The following is an 18,904-nucleotide window of genomic DNA, read 5'->3' as shown; positions in this document are numbered from 1 at the left end:
TACCGAAAGCTCCGAGGCGACAGCACTGATGACGTTGGACTAATGACTGATGACGTTGGACTTCTTCCCTCGGACCTCTTCCCTCGGACTGATGACGTTGTACCGAAAGCTCCGAGGCGACAGCACTAATGACGTTGGACTAATGACTGATGACGTTGGACTTCTTCCCTCGGACCTCTTCCCTCGGACTGATGACGTTGTACCGAAAGCTCCGAGGCGACAGCACTGATGACGTTGGACTAATGACTGATGACGTTGGACTTCTTCCCTCTTCCTTCGTAAAGAAAAGTTGCTTTTTAAATGACATCCTGTTACATTTGTTTATATAAATTGGATAAAACAAAAATCGCAATAACTTCAGTGGGCTAAAACCGCTAAGGTATTGCGTAAAAATTGTCAACCTCCCAACACAGCAAGTTTAGCCAGCCGCTTGTCGGCTGTTTTTTTAGACTGGCAATTTTGCTGTGGGCGATGAATTCAGAAAAATGATTCAGATTGTTGTTTTCATCAAATTCGCCTGAAATATACCTAAATAGCTAGCTCTGTCACCCAGGTTGTGATACCTTTAAAGAATGGTCGGACGCTGCCGAGCCCGATTTAAGGGAGACCGGGTAAGCGAGCAGTTTTTAGGATTAGGAGCGAGATGAGGAGCGAGGTAAGATTACTGGGCCAAAAAATGTTAGCAATTTTATCCATCACTGTATTAAACTGAATACTGGCATTCCGATCGCTTGAAATGACATCCTTGGACATAAATTTCTACACGGCTCTGGCTACAAACATTCTGAATCAAAACCGCAAGCAAGAAATACAGAATAGCCAATAGCCTCAACATTTGAGTGATGACTAAAAGTTTACACAACAACCTGAGATTTCAAGGCTCTCTGCATCGGCGGTTAAGTTCCGGCCCGATCGGAATAAATCACCTTTTTTTTCTAAAAGGTGGGAGAATCTGTCAAGGTTGGTGGGAGGAATGTGCAAATTATGCGGTTATGCGGTCTTTCCCTGAAGTCAACATTCAGTTGACAGCAGGTAATTCGGTTCGAGCAAATTAATTAGAATCCTATTCTGGAGGAATTTTTCATGTCTATTCGTCTTTATGTTGGCAACCTACCCAAGGAACTCGATCGCCTAGAATTGCAAGAAGTTTTTGCACCCGAGGGCGAATCTGTTACCACAAAGGTAATTACAGACCGCAAAACAGGTAAATGTAGAGGATTTGGTTTTGTGACGGTGCTAACCGACGAACAAGCCGACCAAGTTATTGAGAAATATAACGGCTTGATGTTCAAAGAAAACCCGCTAAAAATAGAGAAGGCACTCCCCCGCTCTAAGGGTAAATCGGAGAAGGGCGAAGAAGATCAGCAGCAGTCATCGTCGCCTGCTTCACCGCAGTTGGCATCCGCATCAACAGCGATGCCGGTGCCCGCGCCGCAGCAACAGCAGCGCTCGGCTCCCCCAACTCAAGGTGGAGGCGGTTCTAGTAAAAGCAATCGCCGTCGGAGTGACAACAACAAGTCTCGCCGCAATCAGTCAACAACCACAGTGTCGAGCGCTGATTCTGGCTCGGTACAGCCAGATCCACGCTGGGCGAGCGCTCTGGAAGAACTTAAGCAACGATTGGTGGAAGCTCAAACGACTAATTAATCGAAAATGGCGGCGAATTGCTGCTGTCTTCCGACTGAGGTTGACTGACTCTGAAAGTGCGATCGAGAACCGACTACAAAGCCTGTTCTCGATCGCACTATTTTATTCCAACAACCTCTAATATCAATTCCGGCTGCACTCATACATGATGTTAACGGTTAACAGTCAACAGTCAACAGCCAACAGCTAACAGTGAATTTACAATTCCGATGAAGAGAGGATTTGATATAATATCTAGCACCCCGCTAAAATAATCGTCACCGTATCGTAGCGCTGTTAACTGCTTTAATATCCTGTCCCGTCAATTGACAACTATAAGATTGGATCGCAGAAGCTAAAAGTAGTGTTTATTTCTCCCCAGAGAATTGGATCGTCTGAATAAAATCAAAAATCTTATTCATAAGATTCTCAACCTCCGACTCAATAGAACCCAATTCCTCCTGCTTCTCATAAATTCGCTGACAACTCACCGTATAGCAAAAATCGTCAACGATCAAAGCCATAAATCCCCGGTAAGCATCCATCAAAGTAAGTTGACCGTCATTTTGTGGTACGCTGACATTAGCACTCCCAGGCAAATCGGTCACTACAAAATAAGCATTTTCCTCTTCTAAATATTCACTGTAAAGTAACTGAGAATTAGCAAATTTAGCCAAAACCGTGTCATCAATAAACTTGTTAAGAAACAAAGTAAGATAAGCCCATTCCCCCGCTGATTCGATTAATTTTTTCACATCACCAGAAAGCGGGAAATAATCAATTTTCAGCAAAACACCAAAATCGTCAGAAAAAGCAACAAAGCTTTTGTCATCCTCAATTTTACCGCCTCGTTGCCTCTCAACAGGAATCGAAACCACAAAATTGCCTAGAGCAGAAAAATACAACGCCTCATCTGTCTCGATATCGTAATCTTCGAGTTTTAGTTCCGAGTATCCAGCAATTACATCCTCAATAATTGCCTTAGCTTCCTTATCGCCTACACCTAATACTTCTTGAAATTCCTTGAGAAAAGCCCGATGCTTCTGAGACACTTCGCCCTCTGCGACAAACATTGCTGCGGTAATCGTAAAAGTATCCAACACCAACTCATTTGGGAGTGATTCACAAGCCGTATTAAATAATCCTCCTAAACCGTCTTTGGCAAGAATACCCGCGAGTTTTTGAAGAGTTGCTGACATATCATCCTCCGAGTATTCAGCAAATATTTCTGAATCCCAAATTCTGCTTATCAAGATATCGGCACTCACATCAGGGTAATTTGCCTCCGCTGCGACAAGTGCTACCGCCGCGACGGATTCCTCTACACGCAACTGCATTGATGATTTATCTTTGGACTTGAATATTTTAGTAAAATTGCCCACAGGTTTTGCTCCATTACAGTAGTTGGCAAAGAACAGTTTATAACTCAATACGGTTCACTTAAGACGATCTCCCTGGCACACCCCTTAAAAAGGGGGGGATCAGAATGCCCTCAAAGTCCCCCGACTATCCGGGGGATTTAGGGGGAGCTCCGGGGCATAAATATGTTAAGTGAACCGTATTGTTCTATATATAGCGGTTCTCACAAAAGTGAGGATAGCCCTATTCCCCATACCCTATTCCCTATGCCCCATACCCTATTCCCTATGCCCTATTCCCTATTCCCTATCCCGGATAGTACCTCATACCAGAGCACAGAAAGGCTATAGCAATCCTAAATGATTTGTAGAACTACTCGTTACAAGTTCGAGCGAAAGTACGCTTCTGGGGCGAACCAATCTTATTGTTAAAATTAGATGCGCGCCAGTTTATTACCAAGGACTGCCAACCATTGTAAATCCTGCCCAAAATTTTGGATGAGATAAATCTGAATTTGCTATTTGTTCGACTTTGGTAAGATCGATCGCCCTTTGAGTTCCCACCAACTTACCATCTTTAAATACTACCTGTTTGCGAATCATCGCCAGTTGAGCTTGTCTCAGGGCTTCAGCTTTAATCGGAGCCGATCGCAAATTAGCATAAAACTCCGTCATCAGCGCCAAAGTCGTAACATCCTTAACCTTCCACAAACTCGCCAAAGCTGATTTTACACCGCTGCCGACTGCCAGCCCAGCAAAACCCATTTCCGCTGTCGGATCGCCGATCGCAGTTTCGCACGCACTCAGCACCAATAACTGTACTTGTCGGGGATAGTACCACTTAGCCAACCGAAATTCATCCAGCGGCAAAGAGCGCTTCCAAAAATCAATTTCAGCTTCCCTGCGCCCGTATTGATTTTGCGGAAAACTCGCGTGAGTAGCCAAGTGAATAATATCAAAAGATTCTTGCTGGCGCTGTTTTATGAGATTTTCTACCGTAAAATCTTGATTGAGAAAAAAGCGGCCAGGCCACAAGGGCAATTCCGCAGGATTTTGCCCCTTACCGATTGTACCGGCGATCGCAGCTAATTCGATCGGCACTGCCGGCAAAGCAAGTTTATCGATAAATACCGAAGCACCCATTGCCAAAACTTTCGCGTTTTTCAAACTTTGATAACTCGTGCTAGTCAAGCTAACACTGGGAATTGAGCCGAGGCTGTACTTTTCTACTAAAAATTGCTTGCCGTCGTGCAAAGCAGCTAGCGGCAACTGGCGCAAACCCGCATCGAAAGAAAACACTAACGTATCGACATTTAACGCTTCTATATCTGAACTAATCGGCGCAATTAACCACTGGTAAAGTTTCTGAGCAATTGGCAAATATCTTGTATCTGCTGCATCATTTGGCTTAGCCAAAAAGTGGTGAAACTCTTTCACTGTTTTTAGCAAAGTTTCGCTGTTGACAGGAATTTTTTTGATAATCGGAGGGCCGTCGGGAACTACTAATACTAGCCACAATGCTTCAAAACGGACTAGCGCGTAAACAATAACCGCTTGCTTCCCGGTTTCCTCTTTGATTGTTTTGAGAGTTTCTTTCAGATATTCAATAGTTACTTGTTGGTCGGTCAAATCTTCGCCATAATAATTTTCATAATCTTGTTCAAACAGTTTATCAATTAGACCAACAGCATCATTACCATTACCTTGGTCTAATGTTTGTTCGACGCTCAACCTGCTAATTTCTAAGGGAAAAAGATTAGGGATGGCTGCGGGTGCGGTTGTTGGTGCGGGTGCGGGAGTTGGGGCGGGTGTTGGTGCGGGCGCGGGAGTTGGCACGGGTGCGGGTGCGGGAGTTGGTGCTGGAGTTGGTGCGGGGGCGGGAGTTGGCGCGGGTGCTGGAGTTGGTGCGGGAGTTGGCGAAAAAGTGATTTGGGGAATGTTGGCCAACCAATCAGGCTCTATTTGAGCAACTGGCGGCTCAATAGGCGCAGGATCGGGAGTTGAGACTATCCATCCGTCCGGTTGTTCTGTAGCAGAAGAACCAAGTTCTGGCGGATTTTCTGGCGGCTTTTCCGAAGGCGGTATAAAAGTAAGATTGGGTGCTTTCTCAAGGGGCGGTGGTGTGAGCGAAAAGTTGTTCTTTGAGTCAGAAAATGCCCATTCAAAAGTGTTGCCTCCGGTTTCAGGATTTGGGGTGATGGTGGTTTTTGCTGCTAATAAATCGCCAATTAACAAGCCTAATTGCTGTTGCGGAGTTTGGCTTTGAGTGGGTGCGAGAATCGGTGCGGGAATCGGTGCGGGAACGGGTGAAACAGAAGGTGCAGGTACGGGTTGAATTTGTCCTACAGGCGGGTTGTAAGGGGCTTGAAGGGTTGCGGAGGCTGGATTTTGCCCGATCGCACTTGGAGAAGCGATCGCACTTGGAGGAGCGATCGCACTTGGAGAAGCGACGGGGGCGGTGAGTTGGGCGATCGAGGGAATTGTCGGCGTGACGGATATTCGGGCGGCTGCGCCCGGTGTGGTTGGTGTAGAAGGCTGGGTGGGAAGCCTGCGGGGCGGCAGTGTAAAGAAATTGGTGTTTAGCAATTCTTCGAGTTCGGGAAAATTCTCGAATACGGGCGCGGGTGCGGGTGTTGGTGAAGGAGTGGAAGATGGAGTTTGGTCGATCGGGCGATCGGGTATTGGGGATGCAGTCGCCGTCGGTGAGGCCGTTTCAGTTGCCGGCGACGGCGACGCAACAGCCGTCGGTGCGGTTCTTGTAGCTAGGGTTATTGGCGACGGAACAGCCCTCGGCGCGGGTGTGGCGGCGGCTGTTGGAGATGGAGTCGCTGTCGGTGCGGGTGTGGCGGCGGCTGTTGGAGATGGAGTCGCTGTCGGTGCGGGTGTGGCGGCGGCTGTTGGAGATGGAGTCGCCGTCGGTGCGGGTGTGGCGGCGGGTGTGGCGGCGACTGTTGGAGATGGAGTCGCCGTCGGCGCGGGTGTTGGTACGGGCGTAATGGGTGAGGGAACCGAGTTAATTTGAATGCGCTCGCGATTGGATGCGAGACTGGGGTCTTGTCTGTGAGTGTAGGGATAACCGATCTCGGGCAAAATCGTTTGTTTGGGATTGCTATTTCCTCTAGTAATTGCACCAGCAGTTCCATTTTTCTCGGAATTGCCGACAATAAAAGGCGTGATTCCCGCGCCCCCGTGGTTGATAATTATGAAGCCGCCGCGATCGTCTCCTGGACTGGCGGCCGTAGAGATGCTAGCATTGATGCTGTTTCTGTCTGAGAACGAATTGGGCGATCGAAAAAACCTTTGAGTCAAAATCACAACATCTCCGCCCCTACCGCTTTCCATACTTTCAGCGTTAATTAAACTCAGAACAATGTCGCCCGCGCTGCTGCGGTTAATGGCGCTGACATTGCCAGCATTTCCATTGGCCGAAGAGTCAACTTCTCCAGCATTAATATTACCATTGGCATCGAGAAATATATTGCCGCCATTACCAGCGGCCGAAGTGTTGATATTGCCTGCTGTGATATTAGTTCCCGCATTCAAATCAATATTGCTGCCATTATTTTGGGAAGTCGAGTCAAGATTTCCTGTTTTAATTTCTCCCTGTTCGCTATACAAAGAAATCCCGGCTTCCGAAGTAATTTTTTGAGCGGTAATGTTATTAGTTGCAGTAATATCGACCTTCACCGTATTGCTGGGAATATCATCTTGAATATTGACGCTGTTGAGAGGAGTCAGGCTGCCGATCGCACCGCCAAACTGAACAACTCCCGCATTTGGCTTGACCGCGAGATTGTACGGCCCGTCAATTGTAGAATTAAAAGTAATGTCGCCCATCTCCAGAATGTTAACAGAGAGGTTCTCAGACAATGTTACCGGAGCAGCAAATGTAATATTGTTGCGGTTAGTTTCGATAATTCCGCCCGCAGTAATACTATTTGCCTGAATATCTATATTGCCGCCATTCACAGTGGTGCTGGGAGCAAAAGTGCGGGAATTAATACTAGATGTCGCCACATTTTCTTTAGCATTTATGACAACATTTCCGCCTTTGCCATTGGCCGCGGCAGTAATCAGCGGGCCAGCAGTTGTGTCAATATTACCGCCGCTTTGAATGCGAAGATTGCCGCTATTTGCATTGAAGCCACTCAATAATAGGGCGCTACCAATTCCTGCTGTACTGATGTTGGTTCCAGCTTCTAGGGAAATATTGCCGCCGCTGTTGCCGCCGATCGCGTTGAGAAGTCCTGCCCTAGTATCGATCGCCCCGCCGCTTTTGAAGGTAATCGAACCGCCGTCTAGTATTCCGATCGCGCGGATGTCGCTGGTAGTAATATTTCCCCCAGCATTTAAATTAACAGTGCCGCCTGTGTTAGTTTTTTGATTGGCAGATAAACCGTCATAACTTGTCAGTAGCTGACCTGTTGTAATGTTGCCGCTGCTATTAGTAAAATTGAGATTTCCTCCCCGAATTCCCGATACTAATACATTGCCTGTATTAATGTCACCGCTAGTGGTAGATAAAGTAATGTTGCTGCCATTCCCCTTAACGGAATTACCTGCGATTGCAGTTCCTTCTGTCGGGGTTTTGATGCCGGTGCTGGCTTGAATGGTAATATTGCCAGCCGCGCGATCGCCCGTGGTGTCGATCGCCCCGGTATCTATGGAACCGGCGGTGCTCGTAAGGGCGATCGGGCCGCCGTCTTGATTTGCCATTACGCTGAGATTGCCCGTCGTAATATTGCGATCGGCTTTTAAAGTAATTGATCCACCATTTTCTGGGTTAAAAATAGTAGCATTTCCTGAATCCTGAGAGCTAGTTGCATTTAATTTTCCAGTAGTGATACTGCCATTCGTGCTAGTAAAATTAATGCTACCACCTCGCAATATCCCGTAGTTTAATACGTTACCTGTTCTAATATTCCCACTGGTAGAGATGGTAACATTGCCACCCTTACCGCCATCTGAAGAATTATTTATATCGCCAAGCTGAATATTGCCATTGATGCTCGTAATATTGATATTTGCACCATCTACTGTAGATTCACCTAGGCTCTCTGCACCTATATAAGCTACGTTAATGTTACGATTTGCCTGTAACGTTACAGAACCAGGACTGCTCGACAAAGCGCTATTTCCAGTGGTTATATGTACGCCGCTGGGAGGAAAAATAATAGATCCTTGTTCGCTGATGATGGTAACATTACCACTACTGCCAGTAGGTATTACGTCAGTAACTCCTCCTGCAAAACTCTCTATGCAAAAACTAGGGGAATCACAGTCTAAAGTAATATCGTTTTTTGCTTTGAGAGTAATATCACCCGCTCCACGGGTTCCGAAAGAATGTATATCGGCAGTAGTAATGCTGCCACCTGCATTCACATTAATATCACCGCCACTGCCATTGGCATTTGTATTTATAGTAGTAAGTCTGCCTGTAAAAATGTTGCCCCCAGCAGTCAAAGATATATAACCAGAATTACCCCCAAAAGAGTCTGCGACAATCATACCCGTTTGAATGTTGCCTGCGGCTTGCATAATTACCGGGCCTACGTTATTAGAATTACTTCCATAAGTATCTATTTTTCCTGTTTGAATGTTGCCACCCGATCGCAAAATTACCGATCGCGAAGTACGCAGAATAAATTCATCAGTACCGACAGCAGCATTAACAAGCATTGGATCGGGTTCTGTACTTGTAATTATTATATCTCCAGTAAAAGTAATATTTCCCGTCCCCGAAGTTGTATCTACCTTGAGGGATGCACCTGTATGTCCTCCAGAACTATAGTCACCAGACTGTGTATATATTGGGTCGTACAAGCTGATCGAATTAGCAGGTCTACCCAATAAATCGACGATCGACGTATTACTGCCACTGCGAAAATGAGAATCTGTAGATATGATGCCATCACTCGCCAAAGTCAAATTTCCACCGCTAATAAACGGCGTTTCCAAAAGATGATTCAGCGCCAAAATATCAATACTTTTATTACCTTGAATATAAAGATTGCCGCCAGCATTCGCCACAAACGGATTCGCCACACTGTCGCGCACCCGCACCGTATCGTCAGCCAGCAAACTCAAATCACCAGTTGTACGCAACAGACTTTCAACTAACGTCAAATTGCCATTAGCTGACAGAGTTGCATTCTCGGCAGTTACTTCTTTAGCAACAACATCTCCATTCTCAACCTGCACGCCACCAGTTAATTCTACTTGCCCTTGAGCATTCACTATCACCCCCGTTGCACTTCCCCCACCACCAGTCAACAACTGCGGCAAAGATGCAACTGGTAACACCCAACTTTGCGGCAAACTACCAGCCACAGATTGCGGTTGAATCTCCAAACTCAATAAATTTCCCGGCTGACTAATTCTAACTAAACTTTGACCCGGAACCGCCGCCACCATAATATTTCCTCCAGGTGCAGCAAGTTGTCCCGCACTCAAAACCGTGCCGCCCAACAAACTAATATTTTGTCCCTGATTCACCGCCAAATTACCAAGATTGATAATTCCTCCCGGCTGTAGATTTGTAAAAGCAAAAGTATTCGGATTTCCGACTAAATCTGTATAATTATTCGTACCAACCGCACTAAACCAATTGTTGCCGAAACCGATTCCTGTTGCAGTAGTCGCCGTGAAAGAACCGGGAATATTCAAACTAGAATTTGCACCAAACACAATCCCCGCCGGATTCATTAAAAATAAATTAACATTGCCGCCAGTAACTTGAATTATGCCGTTAATCAGCGAAGCATCACCGCCGACAACTCGCCCTAAAATATTGCGGATATTGGGATTTGAGATAAAATTGGCAGTTTGTCCTTGAGTTAAACCAAATTGCTGGAAACTGTGAAACAAATTAGTGCCATCGCCGGATTTTTGGCCGCCTTGGATGTTGAATTGATTGCCATTCGGTGTGATTTGAGTATTTGTGCCGTCAGCAGCGGGAGTAATTTGGGCCGTGGCTGTTTGGGATGGGGTGAAAAGTCCGATTTCCCCAGTTACTAAGCTGGTAAAGGAGAGGAATGTTAAGATAAATATATTTTTTGTATGGGCTACTTTCATGATGTTTATTATTAAATTAGATTGCGATAATAAATTTCTCAATAATACATAATATCACAATCCCGTAGGGGTTCCCCTCGCCCAAATATTTGACACCCAACGACGAATCGTATAGGGAGCATTTCACTTTTGCCGCCAAGCTATAAATTGGAGGTAGGAGGCAGGAGACAGGAGACAGGAGGAAAGAGGAAGAAAGAAGGAGTCAAAAAAAGTATTTTTACAAATATGAGATGCTCCCATCGTATAAACTCGCCCCACCACAAGATTAATTCAAATATACCAATCCCGTAGATACTGTTAACTGTTAACTGTTAACAGCTAACATCATGAGGAGTGCAAGCGGAATTGGTACGATCTGTGCTTGTTGTTTGAGGTACTCCAAATGTTATTGAGTAAGTCCAGCCACAGTCGCTGTGGCTGTTTCTCAACGGTTTTGTTCTGCTGTCGTCATTTTTTGTAAGGAATCGAGTCGCTGCAATAGGGCTTGTAATATCGTTTCCCATAGCATCGGAATTATATATTTTAATCATAGTGCGAGCATCCCCGAAGAGCGAAGTCGATCGCTCTTCGGGGACGCTCGCACTATAATTTCTAGCGAAACTTGTACCAAGCTTTGACACTTTTCTGGTTTCTTTAGATTTGCGTTGCTAGCGATGCGATCGCCTGTTTCTTTTAATATACAAGGGGTGGGTTCACCACAATCTCTGACACCCAACCACAAACTATCTAAACCCGCCGTTCCCCACCCAAATATTACGTCAGGATTTAGGTCATTTCGCGGTATTGGGGCGGGTTTACAGAATTTTGGGTTTGTTGCCTCAAAATGTTGATTAACCCGCCCCTATCGGCTCTATCAATCCACTAAGGTAAATCCGTCTCACCCATCAAATAAAGGTCGCACTCGCGGGCCACACCGCGCCCTTCATTAATCGCCCAAACAATCAAACTTTGTCCCCGGCGACAGTCACCAGCCGCGAAAACTCCCGGAATGCTGGTGGTATATTTTTCGTGCTCGGCTTTTATATTGCTGCGCGCGTCGCGTTCCAATCCCAAGTCATCCAGCAAGGGCTGTTCCGGGCCCAGGAAGCCCATCGCCAGCAAGACAAGCTGCGCCGGTAGGACTTTTTCGGTGCCGGGAATTTGCTTCGGAATGAACTGCCCTTTCTCGTTTTTCGCCCACTCCACCTCAACGGTGTGCACGGCTTTGACGTTGCCGTTTTCGTCGCCCTCGAACCTTGTCGCCGTGGTGAGATAGCCGCGGGGGTCATCGCCGAATTTGGCTGCGGCTTCTTCTTGGCCGTAGTCGAGGCGGTAGACTTTCGGCCATTCGGGCCAGGGATTGTTGGCCGCCCGTTCCGAGGGCGGTTTGGGCAGGATTTCTAGCTGTACCAGGCTTTTGCAGCCGTGGCGGATGGAGGTGCCCACGCAGTCGGTGCCTGTGTCGCCACCGCCGATGATAACGATATCTTTGCCTTCGGCGGAGATGAAATTGCCGTTGGTGCTCTTGTCGAGAACTGCTTTGGTGTTCGCTGTCAAAAAGTCCATTGCGAAATGGATGCCTTTTAATTCCCGCCCTTCGATTCCTAAGTCGCGGGGTTTTGTCGCGCCGGTACAGAGGACAACGGAGTCGTATTCTTTTAGCAGTTGTTCGGCTGGTAAGTCTTTCCCAACTTCGGTGTTGCAAACGAATGTCACGCCTTCGTCTTCGAGAACTTTGAGGCGGCGCATCACGACTTGTTCTTTGTCTAGCTTCATGTTGGGGATGCCGTACATTAGCAGGCCTCCCGGTCGATCTGCTCTTTCGTATACTGTTACCAAATGACCTGCTTTGTTCAGTTGCGCCGCAGCCGACAAACCGGCGGGCCCGGAACCGATGACGGCGATTTTTTTGCCGGTGCGTTTGGCGGGCACTTCAGCGGTAATCCAGCCTTCATCCCAGCCTTTATCGATAATTGCGACTTCGATATTTTTAATCGTGACTGGCGGGTTGTTGATGCCGAGCACGCAAGCGCCTTCGCAGGGGGCGGGACAGACTCTGCCGGTGAATTCGGGGAAGTTGTTGGTTTTGTGGAGTCTGTCAAGGGCTTCTTTCCAGAGTCCGCGATATACTAGGTCGTTCCATTCGGGGATGAGGTTGTTGATCGGGCAGCCGCTGGCCATGCCGCTAATCAGGGAACCCGTGTGGCAAAATGGAATGCCGCAGTCCATGCAGCGCGCGCCTTGGCTGCGGAGTTTGTCTTCCTCCATCGGTAGGTGAAATTCGTCCCAGTTGTGGACTCTCTCGACTGGTGAGAGTTCGGAGGGCAATTCGCGCAAGAATTCGATAAAGCCTGTTGGTTTTCCCATAGTGGTGTTTTGGTTAGAATTTACTATTCTGATAGTTTCTCAAAGGTGAAGCATTGTAGGCTTCTGAATTAACTATTATCATCTCAATTGCGGGCGATCGCAGCTCAGATTGAGCAATTCCTACCTGAAATTTTCAATATCGCCGGGAGTCGGGGAATTGTCGGCCGCCGTCAAATTATAGATAGACAGCAAAGAAACCCGGTTTTTGAGCGGGATTAAAGATTTTAAAGGTTTTGATGCAGTATTTTCGTCGATCGAGCCGGGTTTTTGCGTATTTTCAGCATTGCTGATTCTCGGACGATCGCCCGCGGACGATCGTCCCACCTCTCGAAACCCTCGCGGGTTAACTCTTCCGACTCTTAGCCTCAACTTTCAAGCGCCGTCCCCATCAGGAGGGCTGGAAATACAATACAAAAAGTTACAGACCTTGCAAAATATTATTTTCAGGATATACTACTGTAAATCTGTCAAGTAAGTGGGGTTTTCCTTGTTAACTCCTAAAATAAGTAAATAAACTCATGAGCATTAAAGTTCAGAACGTATCGAAGCACTTCGGCTCCTTTCACGCCATTGACAACGTGAATTTGGAAATTAAAAGTGGCTCTTTAGTCGCGCTGTTGGGGCCTTCCGGTTCCGGGAAATCGACTCTGCTGAGGATGATTGCGGGACTCGAACCGCCGGATACTGGTTCTATTTACCTGATCGGCGAGGATGCTACCCAGCAGTCTGTGCAGGAACGGCATATCGGTTTTGTGTTTCAGCACTACGCTTTGTTCAAACACATGACTATTAAGAAAAATATTGCTTTTGCGATGGAAATTCGCAAAGTTGCTAAAAACTCAATTAGCAGGCGGGTTGATGAACTTTTGGATTTAGTGCAGTTGACAGGTTTGGGCGATCGCTATCCTTCGCAACTTTCCGGCGGCCAGCGGCAGCGCGTGGCTTTGGCGAGAGCTCTAGCAGTTCAACCAAAAGTGCTGCTGTTAGACGAACCTTTTGGAGCCTTAGATGCTAAAGTCCGCAAAGAATTGCGATCGTGGCTGCACAACCTTCACAAAGAAGTTAACATCACCACAGTTTTTGTGACCCACGACCAAGAAGAAGCTATGGAAGTAGCCGATGAAATTGTGGTGATGAACAAAGGTAAAGTCGAACAAGTTGGCACTCCTGCTGAAATTTACGACAAACCCGCATCAGCTTTTGTGATGAGTTTTATTGGGCCTGTAAATGTGCTGCCAAATACTGCGGGTTTGTTCGCCAGTAACGGTACAACAGCTCACAATCATGGAGCCGCCCATTCTGATTTAGTGTTTTTGCGCCCCCACGATGTGGAAATTCAAACTAATCCGCAGTCTGGTTTTGCCTTAGCAAAAGTCAGCCGCATCATTCATTTAGGACGGGAAATTCAAACCGAATTAGTGTTAGAATCCGATCAGGTAGTAACAGCTTACGTAAGTCGCGAGCGCTTCGATCATCTACAGTTAACGCGAGATCAGCAGGTTTATGTCAAGCCCAAACACGCGATGACTTTTCCAGCTTATTCAATTTAAAATCAGCGGCTGGATCTTGCTCAAAATACTATCGGGGAGCTTCTACAAAACACTGCTGCGACATATCATTACCAGGCTGGTGCTTGGTAATGATATGTTGTAGCTCCAAATCGGAGGAGCTTGCTCCTGAAAGTAATTCCCAGGCTGTGACTGGGAACGATTGAAAAAAAGTGAGCGAAGAATATGAATGTTAACAAATTGTTGAATTTAGCAACTAGCACTTTAGTTAGTTATCGCCACTACATCCAGGCAGGATTAACACTTTGTGCAGGATTGGGAATGTCTGCGATCGCCTCTTCAGTCGCGTACAATTGGGAATACAAATTCATGCAAGCAGGACTGCAAGAGCAACTGGACCAAATAGCTACAGACATTCAAAGAGATGTTAGCGGGAATTTAGAAATAATTCGGGCAGCGGGAGCATTTTACAGCGTATTTGACGGCGTTAAAAACCCAGAAATTAATACATTTGTTGGTAGTGCCCTGTACCGCCATCCGAGCCTCAAGGCGATCGCTTGGCTGCCCAGTGTTTCTGACTCGCCACAATTCCTGACTGATAAAATAGATTTAGGTTTAAATTTGAATTCCAATCGGCTAGCCTTAGAAACAGCCACAAAAAGACAAGAAATTATCGCGACTGACCGCCAAAAATGGTCTTCACCAAATCAACCGAGCGTCCTCGTATTTATGCCAATTTTTGGTCAAGTTTCTGCGGGTGATGCCGCAGCAATGCAGCCCAATTTTTCGGCGGGGGAACCAGAAAAATTGAAAGGTTTTACTCTCGGAGTTTTGCTGGTAGATGCTATAGTTAAATCGGCTTTGCAGGAAACCAAACTGAACTTTATTAACGTGTATATTCAAGATGCTATGGCTCCTGAAGTCGGAAAATTTCTCGCTTTTTACGAAGCGAAGACTAAAAGGATCGTCACCGACGAAAATATTAAAAATAAACTCGAAATTGGGGAAATAGCTTACTGCCCGGACGGCAGCAGTTGCACCCGCATTCTCAATATTGAAAATCGCAGGTGGTTGCTGCAACTGCGGCTAACGCCAGAGTACATTAATCCTCTCAGATTTTGGCGTTCTTTGACTGTTTTAATTTTGGGAACCATCTTAACTTTGGCGGCAACACTTTATCTAATGAGCTTGTGGAATTATACCGCTCGAATTGAAAGAGTAGCAGCAGAACGCACGGCTAAATCTCAACAGCTAGAGCAAACGTTGCAAGAGTTGCAGCAAACTCAAACTCAACTGATTCAGCAGGAAAAAATGTCTAGTTTGGGTTTATTAGTTGCTGGTGTCGCCCACGAAGTTAACAATCCTATTAATTTTATTTACGGCAACATCCATCACGCCACGGCATATACTAGCGATTTGTTAGAGTTGGTAAAACTCTACCAAAAACAATATTTACACCCTCCCTCGGAAATTTCTGAGTATTTAAAAAATATTGACTTGGACTTTCTCAGCAAAGATTTGCCACAACTGCTGTCTTCGATGAAAATAGGAGCAGATCGCATTGTTCAAATTGTTAAATCTTTGCGGAATTTCTCTCGTTTAGACGAAAGCGAAATGAAACCTGTCAATATCCATGAAGGCATTGACAGCACTCTGCTAATTCTGCAAGGTCGCCTGAAAGCTACAGCCGATCGCCCACCGATCGAGATTGTTAAAAACTACAGCAATTTACCTTTAGTAGAGTGCTATGCCGGACAATTAAATCAGGTGTTTATGAATATTCTGGCTAATGCGATCGACGCCCTTGAGAGTTACCACCTCGATCGCGGGCCCGCAGCAGCGAAAGCCAATCCGATCGCGATCGCCATCACCACAGAATATTCAAGCCCCGATCGCATAATTGTGCGGATATCCGACAACGGCCCCGGCATGGCAGAAAATGTCAAAAAACGGCTGTTTGACCCGTTCTTTACGACGAAACCGGTCGGAAAAGGGACAGGATTGGGACTGTCAATCAGCTATAAAATTGTCGTAGAAAAGCACAAGGGTACGCTGCGCTGCGATTCGACACCGGGATTGGGCACGGAATTCTCGATCGAGATTCCGCTGCGGCAAGAAGTCAGACAAGCAGTACCGTTTGTTTCACGGAAAATATCGGAGGCAGCTTAGAAAAGGCTGGGGAAAATTTTTTTCCCATTAACTACTGTAATTAGGTCGGATTACAGTATTATGTGTAATAATGCCACAATCCAGACTGCTTTAGGCAGCTTAAACCGTCGGCACTGCCGATAATGTATAACCAAAACACGGTGAGACTAAATATGTTCACTGACTTGCAAATTATTTACGAACGTGACCCAGCGGCCCGCAACTGGCTGGAAGTATTATTTTGCTATCCCGGACTCCAAGCACTTTTTTTGCACCGGACAGCACACTGGCTTTATTCCGCTGGCCTGCCGTTTGTACCGCGCTTGATTTCCCAACTCAGTCGCTTTTTAACAGGTATTGAGATCCACCCAGGAGCAAAAATTGGTAGGGGCGTGTTTATCGACCACGGTATGGGGGTGGTAATTGGCGAAACTGCGATCGTTGGAGATTATGCTGTAATTTATCAAGGAGTAACCCTTGGCGGCACGGGTAAAGATATAGGAAAACGGCATCCGACGCTGGGAGAAAATGTAGTGGTGGGAGCCGGTGCTAAAGTTTTAGGCAATATCCAAATTGGCAATAATGTTCGGATTGGTGCGGGTTCGGTAGTGCTGCGGGAAGTCCCTAGCGATTGCACAGTTGTGGGAATTCCCGGCCGCATCATTCCTCGCAAAAAGCAGGTAGAAGATGCTCAAAATTCTCAATACCTACCGGATTTGGAAGCTCAAGCGATTCGAGCTTTGTTCGATCGAATTAAGGATTTAGAAGACCAGGTTAATTTTTTAAATTCTCAACTCTCTCCGCTGAGACCAACTGAATCAGAACAAAAAGAGGCAGAAAAACATGAATTATTCATGTATTCTAATTTATTCATTACAGATTTTTTAGACGGTGCAGGAATCTAGGAAAGCTTAAATTTATATAGATTTCTGCGACCAACACTATCCTGCAGCATTGTACGAACTAACTTGAATTCCTTCAGTAACTGGCTATGACTATTGCTTCTCTTTCCACTAAAACTTTTGATGAAACGAGCAGACATATATTTTCTCGCCGATCGCACTTGCCGAACAGAAGCAATGCTTTGTGGCAAATTGAGACTGGCATAGTGCGAACTGTAACGTGGCTGGAAGATGGCACAATTATCACCTTGGGATTGTGGGGGCCTGGTGATACGATCGGCAAACCAATATCAAAATGCGATCCTTTTCAAATTGAATGCCTCACTAAAGTCGAGGCAGTTCTATTATCGGTCGAGCGCTGGCTAAATAGAGATATTTTGCTCAATCACATTCAGCAAGCTGAAGATTTTATGATAATGCGAGGTTACAAAAGGGTTGACTTTATGCTCTATAAACTATTAACTTGGCTGGCTAAGAGATTTGGTTCTGAGGTAGATCGAGGACATCAGATCGATATGATTTTAACACATCAGGACATTGCAGAAATCATCGGTACAAGTCGCGTAACTGTCACTCGCACCCTCGGTATTTTTCAACAGCAAGGTTTGATTGAGCGTCTGCCGCTCCACCGGATTATTCTGCAACCTTCAGATGTGTGGCACTACGAAATTTGACACTCCCCTGCCTAAAGGCGAGGGGATTCTTGATTCGCAGAATCGACTTGCCGATGCAGAATTACTTCAACATCGGTAGCGGTCAATTCTCCACAAGCGTTCGGATCTAAAATCCAAGTTCCGGTGTGCCCCACCGTACTCAATCCCCGACTTAGAATATTTTTAGCGGCATTCCAATCACGATCTAATACGCATCCACACCGACAAGCATGGGTTCGCGTTGATAGAGTTTTCTTAACAATTGTTCCGCAGTTAGAGCATTCTTGACTTGTTCCATTGGCTGCCACGGCAATCGTAATTCTTCCGAATACTTTGCCGAAATATTCCAACCACACTCGGAACATATACCAAGATGCGTCGTTAATCGATTTCGCTAGACAGTGATTCTTCACCATATTTTTAATCCTCAAATCTTCGTAGGCTACACAGTCGCTAGACTGGATCACGCATCTTGCCAATTTCACGGCAAAATCTTTACGCTGCCTACTTATTTTGAGGTGGCGCTTTCCTAAAATCACTCTAGCCTTTTTTCTATTTTGCGAACCCTTGACTCGTTTGGCAACTCGTCTTTGGGCTTTTTTTAACCTGCGATCGGACTTGCGGAGAAATCGCGGATTTTCGACTGCAACACCATTGGAATCTGTGTAGAACTCTTTTAGTCCCACGTCTAATCCAATGGCGTTGCCAGTAATTTCAATCTTCTCAGAGCGGTCAACTTGAATGCAGAACTGGACGTAATATCCGTCTGCTCGCTAACCCGAGCGCACTCGCTTGATTTGACTGCGTTGGTAGAAATGCAAGTCGCGCGTTCCTTTTAATTTGAGTTTCCCGATTCCTTTCTTATCGGTAAAAGTAATAGATTTCCGGTCATCTGCCAGACGCCAGCCAGTAGTCTTGTATTCGACCGAGCGGTTGTCTTTCTGGAATTGCGGAAATCCTTTTTTTCCTGGGACTTTCTTTTTACAGTTGTCATAGAATCGGGAGATCGCCGACCACGCTCTTTCTGAGCTAGATTGGCGAGCCATGCTGTTTAAGTCATCGCAAAACGGGAATTCTTTAGCTAGAACAGCGCTGTACTTGTTTAAGCCGTATTTATCGACTTTTGTGTTTTCCATCCAAAAGCGCAATGCTTTGTTGCGGATGAACTGCACCGTTCTAATTGCTTCGTCTACAGCGTCAAATTGCTGTTTTTTACCGAATGCTTTGAACTCAAAAACTAGCATGACTTCGACCTCATCACGATATCTTTATGCTAGCGGGGCTGGCTT

At 46.1% G+C, this 18,904-nt stretch carries 10 protein-coding genes and 1 pseudogene; 5 read left to right on the top strand and 6 right to left on the bottom strand.

Annotated elements, in window-relative coordinates:
* Positions 1-1,083 precede the first annotated feature (1,083 nt).
* Complete coding sequence (locus tag IQ263_RS02665; RefSeq protein ID WP_194012650.1) at positions 1,084-1,647, top strand: RNA recognition motif domain-containing protein; 564 nt, start codon at positions 1,084-1,086, stop codon at positions 1,645-1,647.
* Here IQ263_RS02665 and IQ263_RS02660 read toward each other — a convergent pair.
* From IQ263_RS02660 to IQ263_RS02640, 5 genes are all read right to left on the bottom strand, one after another.
* On the bottom strand, positions 1,644-1,790 hold the full coding sequence (locus IQ263_RS02660) for a hypothetical protein (protein ID WP_194066051.1): 147 nt from the start codon (positions 1,788-1,790) through the stop codon (positions 1,644-1,646). The genes IQ263_RS02665 and IQ263_RS02660 overlap by 4 nt on opposite strands.
* 204 nt (positions 1,791-1,994) lie before the next feature.
* Entirely contained in the window at positions 1,995-3,008 is a 1,014-nt protein-coding gene (locus tag IQ263_RS02655) for a tellurite resistance TerB family protein (protein WP_194066050.1), read from the bottom strand.
* Positions 3,009-3,437: 429 nt separating this feature from the next.
* On the bottom strand, positions 3,438-10,058 hold the full coding sequence (locus IQ263_RS02650) for a CHAT domain-containing protein (protein WP_194066049.1): 6,621 nt from the start codon (positions 10,056-10,058) through the stop codon (positions 3,438-3,440).
* Between the two features lie 861 nt (positions 10,059-10,919).
* Positions 10,920-12,404, bottom strand: coding sequence for a glutamate synthase small subunit (gene gltD, locus IQ263_RS02645; RefSeq protein ID WP_194066048.1), 1,485 nt, complete (start codon positions 12,402-12,404; stop codon positions 10,920-10,922).
* Positions 12,405-12,524: 120 nt separating this feature from the next.
* Positions 12,525-12,728, bottom strand: a complete 204-nt coding sequence (locus tag IQ263_RS02640; RefSeq protein ID WP_194066047.1) for a hypothetical protein — start codon at positions 12,726-12,728, stop codon at positions 12,525-12,527.
* Positions 12,729-12,922: 194 nt separating this feature from the next.
* On the opposite strand from IQ263_RS02640, the gene IQ263_RS02635 reads away from it, so the two are divergent.
* The 4 genes from IQ263_RS02635 (at position 12,923) to IQ263_RS02620 (ending at position 17,636) form a co-directional block, all read left to right on the top strand.
* On the top strand, positions 12,923-13,954 hold the full coding sequence (locus IQ263_RS02635; protein WP_194066046.1) for a sulfate/molybdate ABC transporter ATP-binding protein: 1,032 nt from the start codon (positions 12,923-12,925) through the stop codon (positions 13,952-13,954).
* A 183-nt stretch (positions 13,955-14,137) separates the two neighbouring features.
* The gene (locus IQ263_RS02630; protein ID WP_194066045.1) at positions 14,138-16,081 is read left to right on the top strand and encodes an ATP-binding protein; all 1,944 of its coding nucleotides are present in this window, start codon (positions 14,138-14,140) and stop codon (positions 16,079-16,081) included.
* A 122-nt stretch (positions 16,082-16,203) separates the two neighbouring features.
* A complete protein-coding gene (gene cysE, locus IQ263_RS02625) occupies positions 16,204-16,965 on the top strand; it encodes a serine O-acetyltransferase (protein ID WP_194066044.1) in 762 nt (253 codons plus the stop codon).
* A gap of 86 nt (positions 16,966-17,051) precedes the next feature.
* A complete protein-coding gene (locus IQ263_RS02620; RefSeq protein ID WP_194066043.1) occupies positions 17,052-17,636 on the top strand; it encodes a Crp/Fnr family transcriptional regulator in 585 nt (194 codons plus the stop codon).
* A gap of 11 nt (positions 17,637-17,647) precedes the next feature.
* Here the strand turns inward: IQ263_RS02620 and IQ263_RS02615 are convergent.
* A pseudogene (locus IQ263_RS02615) lies at positions 17,648-18,859 on the bottom strand (RNA-guided endonuclease InsQ/TnpB family protein).
* Positions 18,860-18,904: the final 45 nt, after the last annotated feature.

Source organism: Tychonema sp. LEGE 06208 (genome assembly GCF_015207505.1).
GTDB lineage: Bacteria > Cyanobacteriota > Cyanobacteriia > Cyanobacteriales > Microcoleaceae > Microcoleus.
The sequence above is the reverse complement of the archived record's forward strand: the minus strand, read 5'-3'. Positions and strand labels throughout refer to the sequence as shown.